Source organism: Hydrogenophaga sp. (assembly GCF_041913525.1).
Classification (GTDB): Bacteria; Pseudomonadota; Gammaproteobacteria; order Burkholderiales; family Burkholderiaceae_C; genus Hydrogenophaga.
This window is the reverse complement of sequence record NZ_JAYSFD010000004.1, coordinates 15,482-36,774: the sequence shown is the minus strand read 5'-3', so window position 1 is coordinate 36,774 and position 21,293 is coordinate 15,482. Positions and strand designations below refer to the sequence as shown.

The 21,293-nt window shown below is 66.2% G+C and carries 21 protein-coding genes; 15 read left to right on the top strand and 6 right to left on the bottom strand.

The annotated features are described in order from the left end of the window. Positions 1-116 precede the first annotated feature (116 nt). Genes ACE3RQ_RS06975 through ACE3RQ_RS06950 form a run of 6 tightly spaced genes read left to right on the top strand, consistent with a single transcriptional unit; the run spans position 117 to position 5,260 of the window. Complete coding sequence (locus ACE3RQ_RS06975) at positions 117-1,772, top strand: CTP synthase (protein WP_374521237.1); 1,656 nt, start codon at positions 117-119, stop codon at positions 1,770-1,772. A gap of 16 nt (positions 1,773-1,788) precedes the next feature. After that, a complete protein-coding gene (kdsA, locus tag ACE3RQ_RS06970; RefSeq protein WP_374521236.1) occupies positions 1,789-2,643 on the top strand; it encodes a 3-deoxy-8-phosphooctulonate synthase in 855 nt (284 codons plus the stop codon). Between the two features lie 17 nt (positions 2,644-2,660). Continuing rightward, on the top strand, positions 2,661-2,969 hold the full coding sequence (locus tag ACE3RQ_RS06965; protein ID WP_374521235.1) for a DUF1330 domain-containing protein: 309 nt from the start codon (positions 2,661-2,663) through the stop codon (positions 2,967-2,969). Positions 2,970-3,005: 36 nt separating this feature from the next. Next, positions 3,006-4,289 (top strand): phosphopyruvate hydratase, encoded by a 1,284-nt coding sequence (eno, locus tag ACE3RQ_RS06960; protein ID WP_374521234.1) that lies wholly within the window; start codon positions 3,006-3,008, stop codon positions 4,287-4,289. A gap of 8 nt (positions 4,290-4,297) precedes the next feature. After that, positions 4,298-4,582 (top strand): cell division protein FtsB, encoded by a 285-nt coding sequence (gene ftsB, locus ACE3RQ_RS06955; protein WP_374521233.1) that lies wholly within the window; start codon positions 4,298-4,300, stop codon positions 4,580-4,582. A gap of 3 nt (positions 4,583-4,585) precedes the next feature. Next, positions 4,586-5,260 (top strand): AAA family ATPase, encoded by a 675-nt coding sequence (locus ACE3RQ_RS06950; RefSeq protein ID WP_374521232.1) that lies wholly within the window; start codon positions 4,586-4,588, stop codon positions 5,258-5,260. Positions 5,261-5,270: 10 nt separating this feature from the next. Here ACE3RQ_RS06950 and ACE3RQ_RS06945 read toward each other — a convergent pair whose 3' ends face one another. Together ACE3RQ_RS06945 and ACE3RQ_RS06940 are read right to left on the bottom strand one after the other, a co-directional pair. Next, positions 5,271-6,251, bottom strand: a complete 981-nt coding sequence (locus ACE3RQ_RS06945; protein WP_374521231.1) for an Hsp33 family molecular chaperone HslO — start codon at positions 6,249-6,251, stop codon at positions 5,271-5,273. Positions 6,252-6,288: 37 nt separating this feature from the next. Further along, a complete protein-coding gene (locus ACE3RQ_RS06940; RefSeq protein WP_374521230.1) occupies positions 6,289-6,813 on the bottom strand; it encodes a gamma carbonic anhydrase family protein in 525 nt (174 codons plus the stop codon). A gap of 42 nt (positions 6,814-6,855) precedes the next feature. Here ACE3RQ_RS06940 and ACE3RQ_RS06935 point away from each other — a divergent pair, with 42 nt between their 5' ends. From ACE3RQ_RS06935 to ACE3RQ_RS06915, 5 genes are all read left to right on the top strand, one after another. Next, positions 6,856-7,713, top strand: coding sequence for a ferritin-like domain-containing protein (locus ACE3RQ_RS06935; RefSeq protein ID WP_374521229.1), 858 nt, complete (start codon positions 6,856-6,858; stop codon positions 7,711-7,713). Between the two features lie 109 nt (positions 7,714-7,822). Next, a complete protein-coding gene (locus ACE3RQ_RS06930; RefSeq protein ID WP_374521228.1) occupies positions 7,823-8,848 on the top strand; it encodes a sensor histidine kinase in 1,026 nt (341 codons plus the stop codon). After that, positions 8,845-10,326: an ATP-binding protein gene (locus ACE3RQ_RS06925; RefSeq protein WP_374521227.1), complete on the top strand. Its 1,482-nt coding sequence runs from the start codon at positions 8,845-8,847 to the stop codon at positions 10,324-10,326. Before ACE3RQ_RS06930 ends, ACE3RQ_RS06925 begins: the two co-directional genes overlap by 4 nt. A gap of 35 nt (positions 10,327-10,361) precedes the next feature. Next, the gene (dbpA, locus tag ACE3RQ_RS06920) at positions 10,362-11,783 is read left to right on the top strand and encodes an ATP-dependent RNA helicase DbpA (protein WP_374521226.1); all 1,422 of its coding nucleotides are present in this window, start codon (positions 10,362-10,364) and stop codon (positions 11,781-11,783) included. A gap of 48 nt (positions 11,784-11,831) precedes the next feature. After that, positions 11,832-12,083, top strand: a complete 252-nt coding sequence (locus ACE3RQ_RS06915; RefSeq protein ID WP_374521225.1) for a DUF3297 family protein — start codon at positions 11,832-11,834, stop codon at positions 12,081-12,083. Here ACE3RQ_RS06915 and xerD read toward each other — a convergent pair. Both xerD and ACE3RQ_RS06905 read right to left on the bottom strand, forming a co-directional pair. Beyond that, the gene (gene xerD, locus ACE3RQ_RS06910; RefSeq protein WP_374521224.1) at positions 12,080-12,997 is read right to left on the bottom strand and encodes a site-specific tyrosine recombinase XerD; all 918 of its coding nucleotides are present in this window, start codon (positions 12,995-12,997) and stop codon (positions 12,080-12,082) included. The two genes, ACE3RQ_RS06915 and xerD, sit on opposite strands and share 4 nt — an antisense overlap. After that, on the bottom strand, positions 12,997-13,965 hold the full coding sequence (locus tag ACE3RQ_RS06905) for a tripartite tricarboxylate transporter substrate binding protein BugE (RefSeq protein WP_374521223.1): 969 nt from the start codon (positions 13,963-13,965) through the stop codon (positions 12,997-12,999). Before ACE3RQ_RS06905 ends, xerD begins: the two co-directional genes overlap by 1 nt. A 159-nt stretch (positions 13,966-14,124) precedes the next feature. Between ACE3RQ_RS06905 and ACE3RQ_RS06900 the strand changes: the two genes are divergently transcribed. Continuing rightward, the gene (locus tag ACE3RQ_RS06900; RefSeq protein ID WP_374521446.1) at positions 14,125-15,033 is read left to right on the top strand and encodes an AEC family transporter; all 909 of its coding nucleotides are present in this window, start codon (positions 14,125-14,127) and stop codon (positions 15,031-15,033) included. Positions 15,034-15,036: 3 nt separating this feature from the next. Here ACE3RQ_RS06900 and ACE3RQ_RS06895 read toward each other — a convergent pair whose 3' ends face one another. Further along, positions 15,037-15,699: a FadR/GntR family transcriptional regulator gene (locus tag ACE3RQ_RS06895; RefSeq protein WP_374521222.1), complete on the bottom strand. Its 663-nt coding sequence runs from the start codon at positions 15,697-15,699 to the stop codon at positions 15,037-15,039. Positions 15,700-15,853: 154 nt separating this feature from the next. On the opposite strand from ACE3RQ_RS06895, the gene ACE3RQ_RS06890 reads away from it, so the two are divergent. From ACE3RQ_RS06890 to ACE3RQ_RS06880, 3 genes are all read left to right on the top strand, one after another. Further along, positions 15,854-16,726, top strand: a complete 873-nt coding sequence (locus ACE3RQ_RS06890) for a fumarylacetoacetate hydrolase family protein (RefSeq protein WP_374521221.1) — start codon at positions 15,854-15,856, stop codon at positions 16,724-16,726. Between the two features lie 33 nt (positions 16,727-16,759). Then, the gene (locus tag ACE3RQ_RS06885; protein ID WP_374521220.1) at positions 16,760-17,737 is read left to right on the top strand and encodes a Bug family tripartite tricarboxylate transporter substrate binding protein; all 978 of its coding nucleotides are present in this window, start codon (positions 16,760-16,762) and stop codon (positions 17,735-17,737) included. A gap of 326 nt (positions 17,738-18,063) precedes the next feature. After that, positions 18,064-20,250, top strand: coding sequence for an ATP-binding protein (locus ACE3RQ_RS06880; RefSeq protein ID WP_374521219.1), 2,187 nt, complete (start codon positions 18,064-18,066; stop codon positions 20,248-20,250). Here ACE3RQ_RS06880 and queG read toward each other — a convergent pair. Next, positions 20,228-21,289, bottom strand: a complete 1,062-nt coding sequence (queG, locus tag ACE3RQ_RS06875; protein ID WP_374521445.1) for a tRNA epoxyqueuosine(34) reductase QueG — start codon at positions 21,287-21,289, stop codon at positions 20,228-20,230. The two genes, ACE3RQ_RS06880 and queG, sit on opposite strands and share 23 nt — an antisense overlap. Positions 21,290-21,293 lie beyond the last annotated feature (4 nt).

Below are 21,293 nucleotides of genomic sequence, written 5' to 3'. Positions count from 1 at the left end.
GCAATGTAGCAGCACACATGGCAATTCCTGGTCACCCCGAGGGCACCTGGCTGGGCTGGGGGGCCCACTTATAATTCCCATTTCCACCTCCTGCGAGCACTTGGCTCGCCCGAGACATGACCAAATTTGTGTTCGTCACCGGCGGTGTGGTGTCCTCCCTGGGCAAGGGCATTGCTTCTGCATCCCTCGCCGCGCTGCTGGAGTCGCGCGGCCTCAACGTCACCCTCATCAAGCTCGACCCGTACATCAACGTGGACCCGGGCACCATGTCACCCTTCCAGCACGGCGAGGTGTTCGTCACCGACGACGGCGCCGAAACCGACCTTGACCTGGGCCACTATGAGCGTTTCATCGAAACGCGCATGAAGAAGTCCAACAACTTCACCACCGGCAAGATCTACCAGTCGGTGCTGGAGAAGGAGCGCCGCGGCGACTACCTGGGCAAGACGGTGCAGGTGATCCCGCACGTCACCAACGAAATCCAGGAATTCATCAAGCGCGGCGCTGGCGTGGACACCCCCGAGGCGGTGGACGTGGCCATCGTCGAGATAGGCGGCACCGTGGGCGACATCGAGTCGCTGCCCTTCCTGGAGGCGGTGCGCCAGATGAGCCTGCGCATGGGCCCGAACAACACGGCCTTCGTGCACCTCACGTACCTGCCCTGGATCGCCGCGGCCGGTGAACTGAAAACCAAGCCCACCCAGCACACGGTGCAGAAGCTGCGCGAGATCGGTATTCAGCCCGACGCGCTGCTGTGCCGCGCCGACCGCCGCATTCCCGAAGAGGAAAGCGCCAAGATTTCGCTGTTCACCAACGTGCCCGAGTGGGGCGTGATCAGCATGTGGGACGTGGACACCATCTACAAGGTGCCGCGCATGCTGCACGAGCAGGGCCTGGACGGCCTGATCTGCGACAAGCTGCGCCTGAACACCCCGCCCACCAGCCTCAAGCGCTGGGACGCGCTGGTGCATGAGACCGAGCACCCGCAGGGCGAGGTCTGCATCGCCATGGTCGGCAAATACGTCGATCTGTCCGACAGCTACAAGTCGGTCAACGAGGCGCTGCGCCATGCCGGCATGCAGAACCATGTGCGCGTGAAGATCGACCATGTCGATTCCGAAACCATGGAAGGCCCGGACGCCGCCGAGAAGCTGGCCCGTTACGACGCCATCCTGGTGCCCGGCGGCTTCGGCCAGCGCGGCGTGGAAGGCAAGATCAACACCGCCCGCTATGCGCGCGAGCACAAGGTGCCCTACCTGGGCATCTGCCTGGGCATGCAGGTGGCCACCATCGAATACGCGCGCCATGTGGCGGGCCTCGAAGGCGCCAACAGCACCGAGTTCGACCCGGACTGCAAGCACCCCGTCATCGCCCTCATCACCGAATGGAAGGATGCGGACGGCAGCATCCAGAAGCGCGACGCCAGCTCCGACCTGGGCGGCACCATGCGCCTGGGCGCGCAAAGCTCCGACGTGGCCCCCGGCACGCTGGCCCACAGCATCTACGGCGACGTGGTGACCGAGCGCCACCGCCACCGCTACGAAGCCAACGTGAACTACCTCGACCCGTTGCGCAAGGCGGGCCTGGTGATCTCGGCGCTGACGCAGCGCGAGCACCTGACCGAGATCGTCGAACTGCCGCACAGCGTGCACCCCTGGTACATCGGCGTGCAGTTCCACCCCGAGTTCAAGTCCACCCCCTGGGCCGGCCACCCGCTGTTCAACGCCTTCATCAAGGCGGCGGTGGAGCATCAGAAGGCCGCCAAGGCCTGAGCGGAGGCGACCCACCATGCAACTCTGCGGTTTCAACGTCGGCCTGGACCAGCGTTTCTTCCTGATCGCCGGCACTTGCTCCATTGAGGGCCTGCAGATGTCGCTGGACGTCGCGGGCCAGCTCAAAGAGACCTGTGCCGCACTGGGCATTCCCCTGATCTACAAGGGCTCGTTCGACAAGGCCAATCGCTCGTCGGGCAGCAGCAAGCGAGGCGTGGGCCTGGACGCCGGCCTGAAGATCCTCGACGAGGTGCGCCGCCAGACCGGCCTGCCGGTGCTGACCGACGTGCACGACGAGTCGCAAGTGGCCGAAGTGGCCAGCGTGGTGGACGTGCTGCAGACCCCGGCCTTCCTTTGCCGCCAGACCGATTTCATTCGCGCCGTGGCCCAGTCGGGCAAGCCGGTGAACATCAAAAAGGGGCAGTTCCTCGCCCCTTGGGACATGAAGAACGTGATCGACAAGGCCCGGGACGCTGCGCGCGAAGCGGGCCTGTCGGAAGACCGCTTCCTGGCCTGCGAGCGCGGCGTGAGCTTTGGCTACAACAACCTGGTGGCCGACATGACCAGCCTGGCCGAGATGCGCAAGTCAGGCGCGCCGGTGGTGTTCGACGTGACCCACTCGGTGCAAAAGCCCGGCGGCCTGGGCAACGTAAGCGGTGGGGCGCGCGACATGGTGCCGGTGCTGGCCCGTGCCGGCGTGGCCGTGGGCGTGGCCGGCCTCTTCATGGAGACGCACCCCAACCCGCCTGAGGCCTGGTCGGACGGCCCCAACGCCGTGCCGCTGCGCCACATGAAGGCCCTGCTGGAAACGCTGGTGGCGCTGGACGACGTGACCAAGCGCAGCGGCTTCCTGGAAAACCACTTCAACTGACGCACCGAGAGCGCCCCATGCCCGCCGCCTACCTCATCGTGGACATGCAGATCACCGACATGGACCAGTACCGGCGTTACATGGCCGAGGCCCCTGCCGCGGTGAAGGCCGCGGGCGGTGAATACCTGGTGCGCGGCGGCCAGTTCGAGGTGCTGGAGGGCCAGTGGCAACCCGCGCGCGTGGCCATGCTGCGCTTTCCCAGCTATGAGCAGGCCAAGGCCTTCTACGAGGGCGAGCAGTACCGCCAGGCCCGCGCCCAGCGCGAAGGCGCCACCGCCTTTTTCAACATGATTCTGGTCGAGGGCGTGGACGCCCCGGTCATCTGAACCCGATTCTTTGAAAACCCCGATCGAAAGGAAACCATGAGCGCAATCGTTGACATCGTTGGCCGTGAAGTGCTGGACAGCCGCGGCAACCCCACCGTCGAGTGCGACGTGCTGCTGGAAAGCGGCGTGATGGGCCGTGCCGCCGTGCCCTCGGGCGCCTCCACCGGCTCGCGCGAGGCCATCGAGCTGCGCGACGGCGACAAGAGCCGCTACCTGGGCAAGGGCGTGCTGAAGGCCGTTGAGCACATCAACACCGAAATCAGCGAAGCCGTGCTGGGCCTGGACGCCTCCGAGCAGGCCTTCCTGGACAAGACCCTGATCGACCTGGACGGCACCGAGAACAAGAGCCGCCTGGGCGCCAACGCCATGCTGGCCGTGTCCATGGCCGTGGCCCGCGCCGCTGCTGAAGAAGCTGGCCTGCCGCTGTACCGCTACTTTGGCGGCATGAGCGCGGTGCAGATGCCCGTGCCCATGATGAACGTGGTCAACGGTGGCGCGCACGCCAACAACAACCTTGACCTGCAAGAGCTGATGATCATCCCCGTGGGCGCCCCGAGCTTCCGCGAGGCCCTGCGCTGGGGTGCCGAGGTGTTCCACGCCCTGAAGAAGATCATCCACGACAAGGGCATGAGCATTGCCGTGGGCGACGAAGGCGGCTTTGCCCCCAACGTGCCCAGCCACGAAGCCGCGCTGCAGATGATTCTGGAAGCCATCGCCAACGCTGGCTACACCCCGGGTGAGCAGATCGCCCTGGGCCTGGACTGCGCCGCCAGCGAGTTCTACAAGGACGGCAAGTACCACCTGGAAGGCGAAGGCCTGGTGCTCAGCGCCGAAGAGTGGACCAACATCCTGGCCACCTGGTGCGACAAGTACCCCATCGTCTCCATCGAAGACGGCATGGCCGAAGGCGACTGGGACGGCTGGAAGCTGCTGACCGATCGCCTGGGCAAGCAAGTGCAGCTGGTGGGCGACGACCTGTTCGTCACCAACACCAAGATCCTGAAAGAAGGCATCGACAAGGGCATCGGCAACTCGATCCTGATCAAGATCAACCAGATCGGCACCCTCACCGAGACCTTCGCCGCGATTGAGATGGCCAAGCGCGCCGGCTACACCGCCGTGATCAGCCACCGCTCGGGCGAGACGGAAGACAGCACCATCAGCGACATTGCCGTGGGCACCAACGCCGGCCAGATCAAGACCGGCTCGCTCTCGCGTTCGGACCGCATGGCCAAGTACAACCAGTTGCTGCGCATCGAAGAAGACCTGGGCGACGTGGCCGTGTACCCCGGCCGTGATGCCTTCTACAACCTGAAGTAACGCGCACCATGGCCAACCGCTTCATCCCGGCCTTGCTGGTGGCCCTGCTGGCCATCCTGCATGCCCAGCTCTGGCTGGGCCGTGGCAGCGTGCCACGGGTGGCCGAGATGAAGCGCGAACTGGCCGCGCAGGAACAGGCCAACCAGCAGGCCCGGCTGCGCAACGAGCGCATCGCCAACGAGGTGCACGACCTGCAGGACGGCCTGGAGATGGTCGAAGAGTTGGCCCGCCACGAGCTGGGCATGGTCAAGCCCAACGAGGTCTTCGTCCAGATCGCGCAGAACAAGCGCTGACGCATGGCCGCGCTCACGGTCTCCCTGCTCGGGGGCGAATCGAGCGGCAAAAGCACACTGGCGCACCAGCTCACCAAGCGGCTGCAGGGCGCCGGCATTCAAACGGTGCTGGTGGACGAACATTTGCGAAGCTGGTGCGAAGCCGCCGGCCGCGCCCCCCACGCCCACGAACAGGCCGACCTGGCCCGCGAGCAAACGCGGCGCATTGAAGCCGCCAAGCAAAGTGGGGCACAGGTGGTGGTCGCCGACACCACGGCGGTGATGGTGGCGGTTTACAGCGAGTGGTATTTCCAGGACACGAGCCTCTGGCCAGAGGCACTGGCGGCCCAACGCCGCCTGGACCTGACCCTGCTCATGGGCCTGGACCTGCCCTGGGTGCCCGACGGCCTGTTCCGCGACAGCGCCCAGGTGCGTGAGGTGTGCGACGCCATCTTGCGCCGCGAACTGCAGGGCGCGGGCATTGGCTTCACGCCGGTGTACGGCCAGAACGAGGCCCGATTACAAGCCGCCTTGCGCGTGGTGGGTGCCCGCCTGGGCATGCCACTGGTCAGCGCAGACCCTGCCTGGGAACAAGGCACGGGCCGCTGGAGTTGCGAGAACTGCAGCGACCCCGACTGCGAGCACAAACTCTTCACCGGCCTGCTGCGCCAACGCGGGCTGGGCAGCGAGCCGGCCTGAGCGGCCTGGCTCAGTGCTGCTGCTGGCTGCCCGGCGGCTGCTCCACCGCCTGCAGGAAGACCTGGGCGGCATCCACCGGATCGAACTCGTAGCGCGCGCCGCAGAAGTCGCAGTCCACCGACACGCCGCCCTGCTCTTGCAGGATGGACTCGATCTCTTCGCGACCCAGCGACTTCAGCATGTTGCCCACGCGCTCGCGCGAGCAGGTGCAGGCGAATCGCGGGCCGCTCTCGCCCTGCAGGGGCTCGAAACGCCGCACGTCTTCTTCCCAGAAGAGGCGGTGCAGGATGGTGTCGGCGTCCAGCTCCAGCAGCTCTTCGCGCTTGAGGCTGCCCGCCAAAATAGCGATGCGGTTGTAGTCTTCGTTGCGGCCGATGTGGTCTTCGTCCGAGCGGGCCACGCCGCTACCGGCCAGGTTGGCCTCGCCCTGCAGAGGCAGGCGCTGGATCAACAGACCGGCGGCCACTTTGTCGTTGGCGGCCAGCACCAGCCGGGTGTCGAGCTGCTCGCTCTGCAGCATGTAGTGCTCAATGATCTCGCTGAGCTTCTCCAGCTTCTCGCGCCGGTCGCCGTGCAGCGGCACCACGCCCTGGTAAGGCTGCTGGCCCGGCAGTCGGTCTTTGGGGTCCAGCGTGATGGCGCAGCGGCCCTGGTTGTTCACGTTCACCAGGTGCGACAGCGGCACGCCCTCGGCCACCTCACCCGTGACCTTGGCCGTGGCGCGCAGCGTGAGGTCGGGTTGCACCTCGGCCACGGCCAGCTTGACCGGGCCGTCGCCCATGATTTGCATGATGAGCGAGCCGTTGAACTTGATGTTGGCCTGCATCAGCGTGGCCGCGGCCGCCATTTCGCCCAGCAACTCCGTCACCGCCGCGGGGTAGCCCCCGGCCTGGTCGCGGCGGTGCAGGATTTCCTGCCACACGTCGGTCAGCCGCACCAGCATGCCGCGCACAGGCAGGCCCTCGAAAACGAATTTGTGAAGTTCGGACAAAGCGGTCTCTCGTGAAAACAAACGGCCCAGATCGGGCTTACGCGATCTTTTTCAAGCCCTGGCGGAAACGCCGGGCGTTGTCGATGTAGTGCTGCGCGCTCTCGCGCAGGCCTTCGATCTGCTCGGGCGACAGCGTTTTCACCACGCGCGCCGGGCTGCCCAGGATCATGGAGCCATCGGGGAACTCCTTGCCCTCGGTCACCAGCGCGCCGGCGCCCACCAGGCAATGCTTGCCGATCTTGGCGCCGTTGAGCACCACGGCGCCAATGCCGATGAGCGACTCGTCGCCGATGGTGCAGCCGTGCAGCATCACCTGGTGGCCCACGGTGACGTGGCGGCCAATGGTCAGCGGCATGCCGTGGTCGGCGTGCAGCACGCTGCCGTCCTGGATGTTGCTGCCCTCGCCAATGTGAATGGCGTCGGTGTCGCCGCGCACGGTCACGCCGAACCACACACTGCTGTCGGCCGCCAGCGTCACCTCGCCCATCACCTGGGCGTTGTCGGCCACCCAGGCGGTGTCGGCCACTTGCGGGGTCAAACCATCGAGCGCGTAAATCGCCATGCCACTGTCTCCGTCGAGTTGTCGAAACCTAGAATTGTAGGGATGCCCCCCCAGAGTTCCCCCGCCGAGCCCTCGCTGCGCGAAGCCGCCTTGCTTGCCCTGCTGCAGGCCGATCCTACGCAGAAGGTGCTGGCCACCCAGGCGCTGTGGGCGCGGTTTCAGGCCCTGGCCGGCCAGGATGAGGCCGCGCTGGACGCGTCATGCGCCATACCGGCGCCGGCAGCGCCCCTGCCCGGCCGCCCCGAGCGCCCGGTGCTGGTGCCGCCCATGGAAGTGCCGCACCGCTCGCCCTACACCCCACAAGGCCTGGCGGCCATGCTGCACGCCATTGCGCACATCGAGTTCAACGCGATCAACCTGGCCCTGGACGCGGTGTGGCGCTTCGCGGGCATGCCCGCCGACTATTACCGCGAATGGCTGCGCGTGGCCCACGAAGAGGCTTACCACTTCGGGCTGGTGAGCGATCTGCTGCAAGACCTGGGGCACGGCTATGGCGACTTCCCGGCCCACAACGGCCTGTGGGAGATGTGCGTGAAAACACAAGATGACGTGACCGCCCGCATGGCCCTGGTGCCGCGCACGCTGGAGGCCCGCGGGCTGGACGCCACGCCGCTGATTCAGCACAAGCTACGGCAGGTGAACACACCGGCGGCCCTGAGCGCCGTGGCGGTGCTGGACATCATCCTGCGCGACGAAATCGGCCACGTGGCCGTGGGCAACCGCTGGTATGGCTGGCTGTGCCAGCAGCAGGGACTGGAGCCCATCGCGCACTACCGGCACCTGGCCCGCACCCACCAGGCCCCCAGGCTGAGGCCGCCGTTTAATCTGTCAGCGCGCACGGCCGCAGGCTTCACCGAGCCGGAACTCAAGCGGCTGGGCGAATACGAATCGCCTCACTGACGCCCAAAATTTCACACTATTAGCGGGTTTACCCTAGCCTTGCGTCGGGCCAAGTGATGGGCAATGTCGTTTGTGCAATATCCTCGCGCTCAATTTAAGAGTTCGTTACATGAGTCCTGCCCTCGTTCAACTGGACGAATACCTGGGACAGGCCTTTCACCGAATGCCCGTGGCCATGATCGTGGTCAATCAGCAGGGCACCATCTCGCGGGCCAATGGCCTGGCGGAATCCACCTTCGGCTACGCCAGTGGCGAGTTGCTGGGTCTGTCGGTGGAGGCGCTGGTGCCTGACCGGTTTCGTGCGCGCCATCCCCAATACCGCCAAGGCTTCACGTCGGAGGAGCACGCGCGCCCCATGGGCGCGGGCCGAGACCTGAGTGGGCGCCGCAAGGACGGCTCGGAGTTTCCGGTGGAGATCGGCATCAACCCGGTGGTGACCGGCGAAGGACCGGTGGTGCTGTCGGTGATCGTGGACCTGACCGAGCGCAAGCTGGCTGAGCAACGCATCAAGGACGCGTTGCTGCAGAAAGACCTGCTGCTGCGCGAGGTGCACCACCGCGTGAAGAACAATCTGCAAGTGGTGCACAGCCTGCTGGACCTTCAGGCCATGAAGGTGAAAGACCCGGAGGTGGTCAGCGCGCTGCGCGACAGCCAGAACCGCGTGCGCTCGATGTCGCTGATCCACCAGACGCTTTACCAGTCGACCAATGTCGCGCAGGTGGATTTCAACCAGTTCCTCAGCGAATTGATGGTTGGCCTCACCGAGGCTTATCGCTCGGCCACGGGACGTGTGGACATTCACATGCAGGCCGAAGATGTGCGATTGCCCATCAACGAGGCCATTCCTTGCGGCCTCATCATCAACGAGCTGGTCAGCAACGCCCTGAAGCACGGGTTTGCCGACGGGCGCAGTGGCTCGATCTGGATCAAGCTGCAGCAGGACGGCAAACACGTCACGGTGCAAGTGGAAAACGATGGCGCCGCCATTCCCGAAGAGCACGATCTGCGCCGCAGCGGTTCGCTGGGCCTGCAGTTGGTGAACCTGTTCACCCGGCAACTCAGGGGCACACTGGAGGTGCATCGCGCCAACCCGGTGAGCTTCACCATCCGGTTTGACCTGGAGGAGACGGCATGAACGATCCAGCCAAGATCTTGATCGTGGAAGACGAGAGCATCGTCGCCTTCAACCTGCAGCAGCGCCTGGAGCTCATGGGCTACGAGGTGGCCGGCGTGGCCGACACCGGCGCGGAAAGCTTGGCCCTGGTGGCCGAGCACAAGCCCGACCTGGTGCTGATGGACATCCACATCAAGGGCGACATGGACGGCATCGAGGTGGCGTCACAGCTGGGCCAAAACGCCTCCGTTCCGGTGGTGTACCTCACCGCTTACTCGGAAGACACGACCTTGGAGCGGGCCAGGCGCACACGGCCCTACGGCTACCTGATCAAGCCCTTCTCCGAGCGCGAACTGCACGCCACCATTCAGATGGCGCTGGAGCGCCATCAGGTGCAAGAGGCCCTGAGCGCCAGCCAGCGGCTGCTGCACCAAGCGCTCAAAGCCGCCAGCATGGGCACGGTGCAGCTGAGCATCCAGGCCGATCAACTGCGGGTCTCAGGCCCACCGGCGGTTTTGCTGAACCTGCCCAGCGGCGAACCGGTGGCGCTGGCCCATGGGCTGGCCATGGTGAACGAAAACGATCTGCCGGGCCTGCTCATGAGGGTACGTGCCGACCAATCGGGGGCGTTCAGTCACGAGTTCCGCGTGCAGGTGGGTGAAAGCGGCGAGCGCTGGCTCAAGATGGACGCCTCGTATCTGGAAGACGGCCTGATCTCCGGCGTGCTGCAAGACGTGACCGAGCGCAAGCAGATGGAGTTGCGCCAGCTGCGCCTGAACGAAGAGCTTGAAACACGGGTGCAAGAGCGCACGCTGGAGTTGCGCCAAAGCCTGAAAGAGCTGGAGACCTTCAACCACACGGTGGCGCACGACCTGCGCTCGCCCATTCGCGCGATCTCGGGCCTGAGCCAGATCCTGATCGAAGAGCACGGCCCCGCCCTGCCCGACGACGCCAGGCTCACGCTGCAGCGCATGGGGGCCTCGGCCTCTCGCATGGGCATGTTGATCGACGCCCTGCTGAACATGACCAAGCTGTCGCGCCAGGCCTTGCAGCTGGTGCCCGTGGACCTGAGCCAGATCGCCGGTGAGTTGGTGCCCCTGCTGCGCGAAAGCGACCCGCTGCGCCAGGCCGAGTTCCACATTGAGCCCGCCCTCACCGCGCAGGCCGACCCGGTGCTGATCCGCAGCGTGCTCGACAACCTGCTGCGCAATGCCTGGAAGTTCAGTGCGCGCCGCCCGCTCACCCGCATCACGGTGGGCCGCTGCGAACACAACGGCAAGCTGGCTTTCTTCGTGCAGGACAACGGCTGCGGCTTCAGCCAGGAGCACGCCCAGCGCCTGTTCAACCCCTTCTTCCGGCTGCACAGCGATCGTGAGTACAGCGGCACCGGTCTGGGCCTGAGCATCGTGGAGCGCATCGTCAATCGCCACGGCGGCCAGGTGTGGGCCGATGCGGTGCCTGACCAGGGCGCCACCTTCTACTTCACGCTCGGCGCCTGAACGGCGCTGACCTTCGCCGGCGGCGACAATCGGGGATGACCGAATCTCCCCGACCTCCCGTGCCCGCCCAACCGACCGATTTCGCCAGCCTGCCGCTGTCGCCCGCCACACTCGCCACGCTGGCGCGGCTGGGCTACCAATCGATGACGCCCATCCAGGCCGCCAGCCTGCCGCCCGCTTTGCTCGGGCGCGATCTGATTGCACAAGCGCAGACCGGCAGCGGCAAGACGGCCGCCTTCGCCCTGGCACTGCTCACCCAGCTCAACCCGCGGCACTTTGGCGTGCAGTCGCTGGTGCTGTGCCCCACGCGCGAACTGGCCGACCAAGTGACCACCGAAATCCGTCGCCTGGCCAGTGCCGAAGACAACCTGAAGGTCGTCACCCTCTGCGGTGGTGTGCCGCTGCGTGGGCAACTGGCCACGCTGGAACATGGCGCGCATGTGGTGGTGGGCACACCAGGCCGCGTGATGGACCACCTGGAGCGTGGCAGCCTGCGCCTGGACGCGCTGCGCACCCTGGTGCTGGACGAGGCCGACCGCATGCTGGACATGGGCTTCTTCGACGACATCGCCACCGTGGTGCGCCAGTGCCCGCCTCAGCGGCAAACCTTGCTGTTCTCGGCCACCTACCCCGACGGCATCGCGCAACTGGCTGCGCGCATCCTGCGCGATCCGCTCACGGTCACGGCCGCGCCTGTGCAGCAAGGCGGCCGAATTGAGGAGCGATGGTACGAGGTGACCGAGGCCCAGCGCCTGCACACCGTGGGCCGCCTGCTGGCGCACTTCCGACCGGCCAGCAGCATCGCGTTCTGCAACACCAAGGCACAGTGTGCCGACCTGGTGGCGGTGCTGCGGGCGCAGGGCATCGACGCCCTGGCCCTGCACGGCGACCTCGACCAGCGCGAGCGCGACCAGGTGCTGGTGCGCTTCGCCAACCGCAGTTGCCCGGTGCTGGTGGCCACCGACGTGGCCGCCCGCGGGCTGGACGTGGCCAACCTGGCCGCCGTCATCAACGTGGACACCACCGCCGACGCCGAGGTGCACATCCACCGCATTGGCCGCACCGGTCGGGCCGGCGAAGACGGCCTGGCGCTCAACCTCGCCAGCCTGGACGAGATGGGCCGTGTGGGCCGCATCGAACAATTGCAGGGCAAAGAGGTGCGCTGGTACCCGCTGGACGAACTCACGCCCACCGGCAGCGGACCGCTGCTGGCGCCCATGGTCACGCTGCACCTGCAGGGCGGGCGAAAAGAGAAAATCCGCCCCGGCGACGTGCTGGGCGCGCTCACCGCCGACCTGGGCTACACGCGAGAGCAGGTGGGCAAGATCAACGTCAACGAATGGTCCACCTACGTGGCGGTGGATCGCGCCATCGCCGAGCAGGCGGCCAGTCGCCTGAACCACACCAAGGTCAAGGGCAAGAGCGTGAAGGTGCGCGTGCTCACCGACTTGGCGTGACAGCCGCCCATTCCATCCAAGCCAGTCAACTTCTCCTTCCTTCAGACCATGACCGACACGACCAACGCCCCTGCCCTGCCCGACCGCCTGTCCATCGACCCGCGCAGCCCCTTCCACGTGCCCGCCGTGTTCGAGCACGACATTGGCATCCGCTTCAACGACAAAGAGCGCTTCGACGTGAGCGAGTACTGCATCAGCGAGGGCTGGATCAAGGTGCCTTCCGGCAAGACGCTGGACCGCAAGGGCCAGCCGCTGCTGATCCAGCTCAAGGGCCGGGTCGAGGTGTTCTACAAGTCTTAACCACGCGGGTGGTGCTGCGCCACCACGCTCTTGAGACGCTCACGCGCCACGTGGGTGTAGATGGTGGTGGTGGAAATGTCCGCATGGCCCAGCAGCATTTGCACGGCGCGCAAGTCTGCGCCGTGGTTGAGCAGGTGCGTGGCAAAGGCGTGCCGAAGGGTGTGCGGCGACAAGGGCGCGGTGATGCCGGCCATCACCGCGTACTTCTTCACCAACTGCCAGAACATGATGCGGGTCATGGCCTGACCGGCACGAGTGCCACGCGAGGTGACGAACAGGTCGTCGCTGCCCAGCCCCCCCAGGATGTCAGGCCGCGCCTGTGAGAGGTAGCGCCCGATCCACTCGGCCGCCACCTGGCCGAAGGGCACCAGGCGCTCCTTGTTGCCCTTGCCCGTGACCCGCAGCACCCCCTCGGTCAGGCCCACGTGCCAGGTTTTGAGGTTCACCAGTTCGCTCACGCGCAATCCACTGGCGTACATCAGTTCCAGCATGGCCCGGTCGCGCAGGCCCAGGGGTGTGCCCGCATCCGGGGCCTGCAGCAAGGCCTCCACCTGCGCCTCGCTCAGGGTCTTGGGCACACGCAGCGGCTGGCGCGCGGTGAGCAGGCGCAGGGTGGGGTCTTTGGCCAGCAGGCGCTCGCGCAGGGCCCAGCGGAAGTAGCGCTTGAACACCGTCAGGCGCCGGTTGGCGGTGGTGGCGCGGGTCTGCGCGTGGCGCTCGGCGAAATAGGCTTGCAGATCGGCCTCGGTGGCCTGGTTCAGGCCTTGCCCGCGCTCGGCCAGCCAGGTGGCCAGGGCGCTGAGGTCGCGCCGGTACGCGTCCAGCGTGTTGCGCGCCAGCCCCTCTTCGAGCCAGAGGCTGTCGATGAAGGGGCTGACGGCGGCGTCGACGTCAATGACCGGCTGCGCGGGCATCAATCGAGCGAGAGCTTCTGCTTCGCCACCACCTCTTTGTAGACCTCGTACTCGGCCTTGATCTGGGCCGCGAATTGCTCAGGCGTGTTGCCCACGATGAGGGAGCCCGTGTCTTCAATCCGCTTGCGCACGGCGGGGTCGGCAATGGCCTGCAAGGTGGCGGCCTGGATCTTGTCCACCACGTCCTTGGGCATGCCCTTGGGGCCGATGAGGCCGTAGTAGGCCATGCGGTTCACCGGCTCAAGCCCCACTTCCTTGAAGGTGGGCACATCGGGCAGCACGGCCAGGCGCTGCGGCGCGGCCACCACAATGGCAATCAGGCGGCCAGCCTTGATGTGCGGCAGGGCCGATGGCAGGTTGTCGAACATCACCGGCACCTGGCCGCCCACCGTGTCGTTCAGGGCCGGGCCCGCGCCTCGGTAGGGAATGTGGGTGATGAAGGCGCCCGTCAGGCTCTTCCACAACTCGGTCTGCAGGTGGCCAATGCCGCCGGTGCCAGAGCTGGCGTAGCTGTACTTGCCTGGGCTCTTCTTGATTTCGGCGAGAAAGCCCTTGTAGTCACGGGCCGGAAAGCTGGGGTGCACCACGATCACGTTGGGCGTGGCGGCGATGTTCACGATGGGCGTGAAATCGGTGAGCGTGTTGTAAGAGATTTTGGGGTTGATGGCCGGGTTGGCCGCCGTGGTGGACACCGTGGCCATGCCAATGGTGTGACCGTCGGGCGCGGCACGGGCCAGCTCGGTGGCGCCGACAACGCCGCCGCCACCTGCCCGGTTTTCCACCACCACCGACTGGCCCAGGGTCTTGGCCAGGGGCTCAGACATGACGCGCGCGATGATGTCGGTGGTGCCCCCCGGGGCAAACGGAACTTGCAGGCGAATGGGCTTGGATGGGAAGGCCTGGGCCCAGACTGAGCCAGCCGCGGCCAAGCCTAGCGTGGCCATCACAACGGTGCGTCGCAACATCATCTTTTCTCTCCTGTTCAATGGGTGGGAAACCAGGTGGGAGGCGCGGAGCCGGGTGTCGGTTCGACAGGGCGACTGTACCCACTTCACTCGCGGCCTTGCCCCGGGTGACTACATACGTACAAACCCGAAGCACATGTCGTGCCCGGCTATGCTCGCCGGGTGAACTTCGCCCAACTGCTCCTTCCCGATTTCTCGCTCATCCTCTGCGGCTACCTGGTGTGCCGCTTTACCGCGCTCAACCGCAAGGTGTGGGAGCCGGTGGAGGCCCTGGTGTATTACTTCCTGTTTCCGGTGCTGCTGTTCAACAGCATCGTCAAGACACCGCTGAACCTGGCCGAGGCCTCGGGACTGGTGGGCGCGGCGCTGGCACTGGGGGTGTGCGCGATCGGTCTGGCGTACTCGCTGCCGCACTGGCCGGTGCTCGGGCGGCGGCTGGACGTGCGCCTGCACGCCGCCAGCGCCCAGGTGGGCTTTCGCTTCAACTCCTTCATTGCCCTGGCCCTGGCCGACAAGGTGGCGGGGCCAGCGGGGCTGACCATGATCGCCATGATCATTGGCGTGTGTGTGCCGCTGTTCAACGTGGGCGCAGTCTGGCCCATGGCGCGCCACGCCAACAAGGGCTTTGTGCGCGAGCTGGTGCGCAACCCGCTGATCATCGCCACCGCCTCAGGCCTGATCGCCAACCTGCTGGGCTTTTCCATGCCAAATTGGCTGGAGCCCACGGTGAACCGCATCGGCCAGGCCTCGCTGGCCCTGGGCCTGATGGCCGCCGGTGCCGGCATGCAGTTCGGCACCATGGCACAGGCCAAGACCCTGAGCACGCTGATCCTGGGCGTGAAGCACCTGGCCATGCCGGTGATGGCCCTGGGCATGGCGCTGCTGTTCCGCCTGGACCCCGCGCAAACCACCGTGCTGCTGATGTTTTCGGCCGTGCCCACGGCCTCCAGCTGCTACGTGCTGGCCGCGCGCATGGGCTACAACGGCCCCTATGTGGCGGGGCTGGTGACGCTGTCCACCGTGCTGGGCATGGCCAGCCTGCCGTTCGCGCTGGGCGTTCTGCGCCCCTGAGCGTCAGACACCCAGCAAGTTGCGGCGCACGTGCACCAGGTGCTCCAGCGTGAGCGCGCGGGCGCGCTCGGCGTCGCGGTCGCTCAGGGCCTCCACCAGCGCGCGGTGCTCGCGCTGGTAGGCCAGGCGCCGCTCGGGCGTGACGCTTCGTTTCTTGAGCTGGCCCCATTCGCCCTGTGAGCGCACCTCGGTCATGAGCTGGAACACGCTGGCCACGAAGGGGTTGTGGGCGGCCTCGGCAATGGCCTGGTGCAACTCGGCGTCCCAGTGCTCAAAGGCCTCAAGCGTCTGCGCCTGCTCGGCCTGTTCACAGCAGTGGGCCATGCGCTGCAGGTCGTCGCGGCTGGCGTTGCGAATCACCAGGTCCACCAGCGCGGGCTCCAGGGCCAGGCGCGCTTCCATGAGATCGGCCGGGCTGGTGTGGCGCACTGTGCCTGGCGAGGCGACCCCACCTTCGGGGGCCTGCGCCACGTAGGTGCCGCTGCCCACGGTCTGCTCGATCAGGCCCTGTTCCTTGAGCTGCGCCAAGGCCTTGCGCACCGTGGTGCGGCTCACGCCGTGCGTGTCGGCCAGTTCACGTTCGGTGGGCAGGCGCTCGCCCTGGCGCCATTGGCCCGACTGCAGGCGCTGCCGCCAGGTTTCGCAAAGGTGATCGGACAGGCTCATGGCGACGAACTATACCAAAACATACCAATTGAACCAGTAACCTGGGTTTTGGTATTTACCCTCATGCTGCATCGGCCGCGTCCTCCTACACTGCGCCAACCATTAGGTTCTTTTGGTATTTTTTGGTATCACATTCAGACACAGGAGTTTCGCCGTGCGTTTTGCCGCTTATGTTCACGAAGGTCGCACCTGGGTCGGGCAAGTCTCGCCCGACGGCCAGACCGTCACCCCCCTGGCCTTGAGCCCCGAAGACGCCGCCCTGGGCGTGCTGCCACTGGTGGAGCGCGCCACCCGTGGCGAGGCCTTGCCCGCCAACGCAGGCGCCGCCGTGCCGGTGTCGGCCGTGCGCCTGCTCGCGCCGGTGCCGCGCCCGCGCCGCAACATCTGGTGCGTGGGCCGCAACTACCACGAGCACGCCAAGGAACTGCAGGGCTCGGTGTTCAAGAACAACAACGCCAACCCGGCGGTGTGGCCCATCGTGTTCACCAAGGTGCCCGAGTGCGTGGTGGCCCATGGCGACGCCATTGAGCTGCCAGGCGAGGCGATTTCGCCCCAGATCGACTACGAGGCCGAGCTGGCCGTGATCATCGGCACCGGCGGCAAGAACATTCGCCGCGAAGACGCCATGCAACACGTGTGGGGCTACACCATCGTCAACGACGTGACGGCCCGCGACGTGCAGATGCGCCATCAGCAGTGGGACATGGGCAAGTCGTTCGACACCTTCTGCCCCATGGGCCCCTGGGCGGTGACGGCCGATGAACTGGACGGTCAGCACACCCGCGTGCGCTGCTGGGTGAACGGCGAGCTGCGCCAGGACGCCCGCACCGAAAACCTCATCTTCGACATCCCCACGCTGATCGAGACCATCTCGCGCGGCATCACGCTCTACCCGGGCGACGTGATCGCCACCGGCACGCCCGCCGGCGTGGGCCTGGGCATGGACCCGCCGCGTTTCCTGGCCACGGGCGACGTGGTGCGCGTCGAGATTGACGGCATTGGCGTGCTGGAAAACCGCTGCGCCTGATCGATTCTTTTCACCCGACAGAGGAGACAACACATGACACCGCGAAAGACGCTCAAGGCGCTCGGCGCCCTGCTGCTGTCCGTCTGCGCCGGCCTGGCCGGCGCGCAGGACAACTACCCCAGCAAGCCCATCACCATGGTGGTGCCCTTCCCGCCCGGCGGTGTGGCCGACGTGGTGGGCCGCCCGGTGGCCGACGCCATGTCGCGCCACCTGAACCAATCGGTGGTGGTAGTGAACCGCGCAGGCGCGGGTGGCGGCATTGGCATGGCGCAAGTGGCCAAGGCCGCGCCCGACGGCTACACCGTGCTGATGGCCCTGTCATCGCTGGTGGTGCTGCCCGAGGCCGACCGCATCCTGAACCGCCCGCCCATGTTTGAGCTGTCGCAGCTCATCCCGGTGGCCCGCATGACGGCCGACCCCACCGTGCTGGTGGTGCGCGCCGACAGCCCGTGGAAGACGTATCAGGAGTTCATCGCCTACGCGCGCAGCAACCCCAGCAAGATCAGCTTCGGCTCGTCGGGCAACTACGGCACCATGCACGTGCCCATGGAGCAACTGAAAGCCTCCACCAACACCTTCATGCTGCACGTGCCCTACACCGGCGCGGGGCCCGCGATCCTGGGCCTGCTCAGTGGGCAGGTGGACGCGGTGGCCACCGGCCCGGCCAGCGCGGTGGGCCAGATCAAGGCGGGCAAGCTGCGCGCCCTGGCGCACTGGGGCGAAGGCCGCCTGCCCCTGCTGCCCGATGTGCCCAGCTTCAAAGAACTGGGCGTGAACATCGGCTACTCGCAATGGGCGGGCATCTTCGTGCCGGCCGGCACGCCCCAAGCCGTGGTGAACAAGCTGCGCGAAGCGGCACAGTTCGCCGCCCGCGACGAGAAGACCGTGCAGGCCATGACCACCGCTGGCACCGCCTTCCAGTTTCAAGACGCCCCGGCCTTTGACGCCTTCGTGAAGGAAGACGCCAAGGCCATGGCCGGCGTGGTGCGCCGCATCGGCAAGGTGAACTGAGAACCGGCACGCCCCCTAATGGCAGTGTCGCGCCCGGCGTTTCGCCGGGCAGGGGCTGCTGAGGTTCATGAACGGCAGGGGTCGGACTTTGTGCCGCCCCTGGCCCGGCCAGTTGGCTGGGAAAAATGTGGCGCTGAGAAGCGGCAAGACGTAACGCAAAAAAGCGACATTTTTTGCAAACTTCGGCACAGTTTTTGGGGTAGGAGCGCGCCTTGATGCGCGTTGGGCCTTGGCGGGCCGCATGATGGAGGGGCTTGCAACCGGTTTGCACGCGGTGTGCCGGAATTGCAGCTGGGCCCTCTACTCCACCAGTCACCCTGTCCGCCATGCCACCCCATATCGCAGCGCACTCATTAGGTGAACCCGGCCTGGATCGGCTTCGCCCAAGCTCGGCCAAGCACCTGGCTGAACTCCACTTTGGGGTCATCGCGGCGACGACGCTGCTCACCCTCCTGCTGCTGGCGCTCATGGAGACGAAAGCCAGCGATTTCGACGGCCCCATGTGGCTGACTGGCACGCTGTTTGTGAGCAGTTGCCTGGCCCGGTGGGAGGTGCGCCGTGATCACCTTGCCCGTGCGATGGACCTTCATGCCATTGCCACGGCTGTGGCAGTGGCGGCCCTGGCCATTGGGTCCCCATCCCCGGTGATTGCTCTCGTCACCCTGATGAGCCATTTGCCGATGTATGCCCTCATCAGGGGGCTTCGCCGCAGCGCCTTGCTGTGGGGGCCGCTGGTATTGCTGGCGCTAGGCACTGCCAGCGCACGGTTACTTGGCTGGCCGTTGCCCATCTGGTTTCCAGGCGCACCGGTGGCGCAGCTCATGGTCGCGCTTGCCGCCTTGGTTGCCGCTCTGCTGCCCTGGGGGCTATTGCAGCGTGACCTGCGCCTGGCACAGACCGCGATCCGACGTGAGCTGGCCGAACGCCGCCGGGCCCAAGCAGAACTGGCGATGAGTCTGCAGCGTCTGGAAGACTTCGCTACGTGCGCCTCCGACTGGTTCTGGGAAACCGACGCCGAGCACCGTTTCGTTCGCCACAGCCTGGCCAACAAAGACAAAGGCGACTGGCAAGCCGATACCTTTATTGGTCACCGGCGCTGGGAACTGACCCCCCCAAAGGACGAGGCTGGCCAGATTTTTTGGGCTCGACACCGGGCGGTACTGGATACCCATCGGCCATTCAGAAACATGGAGTACGAAACCGAAGTATCGGGCAAAGGACTGTGCTGGATCTCGGTGTCTGGCGTGCCGGTGTTCAACCAGAAAGGTGAATTCACTGGCTACCGGGGCAGCAGCACGGACATCACTGAGCGCAAGCGCCAAGAACAGGAACTGCAGCAAGCCCTGGAGGCAGCCAAGTCTGGCAACCGAGCCAAGGCGGACTTTCTGTCCACCATCAGCCACGAGGTGCGAACGCCGCTCAACGGCATCCTGGGCATGGCACACCTCATGCAGAACACACCGCTGAATGACGAGCAGCGCGAGTACCTCCAGTTGCTGCACCAATCGAGCGACATGTTGCTGGCCATCATTGACGACGTGCTCGACATCTCGCGGCTGGAAAAGGGAGAGGTCAAGCTGGAGCCCGTTTCCTTCGATCCGTGCGCTACGCTTCGCTGGGTGGCAGAAGTCCTGCGCCCCGATGCCGAACGGGCGCTGCTCAGCCTGCGTGTCGACATCGCCCACGACGTCCCGACTCAGGTCCTTGGCGACGAGCGGCGATTTCGCCAGGTGCTGTTGCACCTGGGCCATAACGCCGTGAAGTTCACTTCCAAAGGGAGCATCGGCCTGGCCTTGCAGGTGCGAAGCCGATCCGGTGGCAGCATCGAGGTGCAGGGCACGGTGAGCGACACCGGCATTGGCATTTCCGCAGAGCACATGGCCAAGCTGTTTGAGCCTTTCAGCCAGGTGGATGGCTCCATCACCCGACGCCACAGTGGCACGGGCGTTGGCCTGGCGATCTCGCGGCGTCTGGCCCGCTTGATGGGCGGTGATGTCTGGGCCGAAAGCGAGCCCGGTCGCGGCAGCCACTTTCACTTCACGGCCCAGTTGGCCTTGTCCACCCGCGCTGTCGAACCACAGCCAGTGAAGGTCGTGCCGACAATGGGCCCGACGAAGGCCAAGCTGCTGGTGGTGGACGACGTGGAGGTCAATCTCATCGTGCTGAGCAAGCTGCTGGAAATCGAAGGGTTTGAGGTGCTGCAGGCCACTGGCGGCGAACAAGCGGTGGCACTCTGGCGGCAGGGGCGCCCCGACCTGATCCTCATGGACCTGCAGATGCCGGGGGTCGATGGACTGGAGGCCACACGACAAATCCGTGCCCAGGAGGCACAGGAGGGAACCCAGGCGACAAAGCAGCAAGTGACCATCGTGGCACTCACCGGCGGGGGGGCTGGCTACTCGCGAGAAAAATGTATGGCTGCGGGCATGAACGGCTACGTCACCAAACCAGTGAAGCGCCCCGATCTGGTTCGGGTGGTGCAGGCGCACCTCAGGGCTTGCGCCGAGGGGTAACGTCCAAGGCCCAGCGCACGTGTTCGCGCACCAGTTCGCTGGGGTGTTCGAGCCGTTGAACCAGCGCCTGCTCAACCTGCGCACCCGCGCCCTGCCGGCGGGCGTTGCCCAGTGCCACGGCCAGGTTGCGCAGCCAGCGCTCGTGCCCGATTCGGCGAATCGCACTGCCCTCGGTGCGGCGCAGAAACTCGGCCTCGGTCCAGGCGAACAGCTCCACCAGTTGTGCGGTACCCAGGCCCTCGCGCTCAGCGAAATCGGGCAAAGGGCTGCGCTGGGCAAACTTGTTCCAGGGGCAAGCGAGCTGGCAATCGTCGCAGCCGTAAATGCGGTTGCCCAGCAGGGGACGCAGCTCAAGGGGAATCGGGCCGGCGTGTTCGATGGTGAGGTAGCTGATGCAGCGCCGCGCGTCCAGCCGATACGGCGCCACGATGGCCTGCGTGGGGCAGGCCACCAGGCAGGCCTCGCAAGCGCCGCAATGGGCCGACACCGGCTCGCTGGGCGGTAGGGCCAGGTCCACGTAAATCTCGCCCAAGAAAAACATCGAGCCAGCCTCACGGCTGAGCACCAGCGTGTGCTTGCCACGCCAGCCCTGGCCGCTGCGCGTGGCCAGCTCGGCCTCCAGCACCGGGGCCGAGTCGGTGAAGGCGCGGTGGCCGAACGGGCCGATCTCGACCGCGATGCGCTCGGCCAGCTTCTGCAGGCGGGAGCGGAACACCTTGTGGTAATCGCGCCCCCTGGCGTACACCGACACCACCGCCTCGCCCGGCTGCAGCAGGCGCTGGCGCTCGTGGGCCACCCAGTCGGGCGGTGTCGCTTCGGGCAGGTAGTCCATGCGCGCGGTGATCACGCTCACCGTGCCCGGCACCAGCTCGGCCGGGCGGGCGCGCTTGAGGCCGTGGCTGGCCATGTAGGCCATCTCGCCATGAAAACCGGCCTCCAGCCACGCCAGCAGGCCCGGTTCGGCCGAGCGAAGGTCGACACCGGCCACGCCGATTTGGGACAATGCGAGCTCTTGGCCCCAAGCCCTGACCTTCGACATCAAT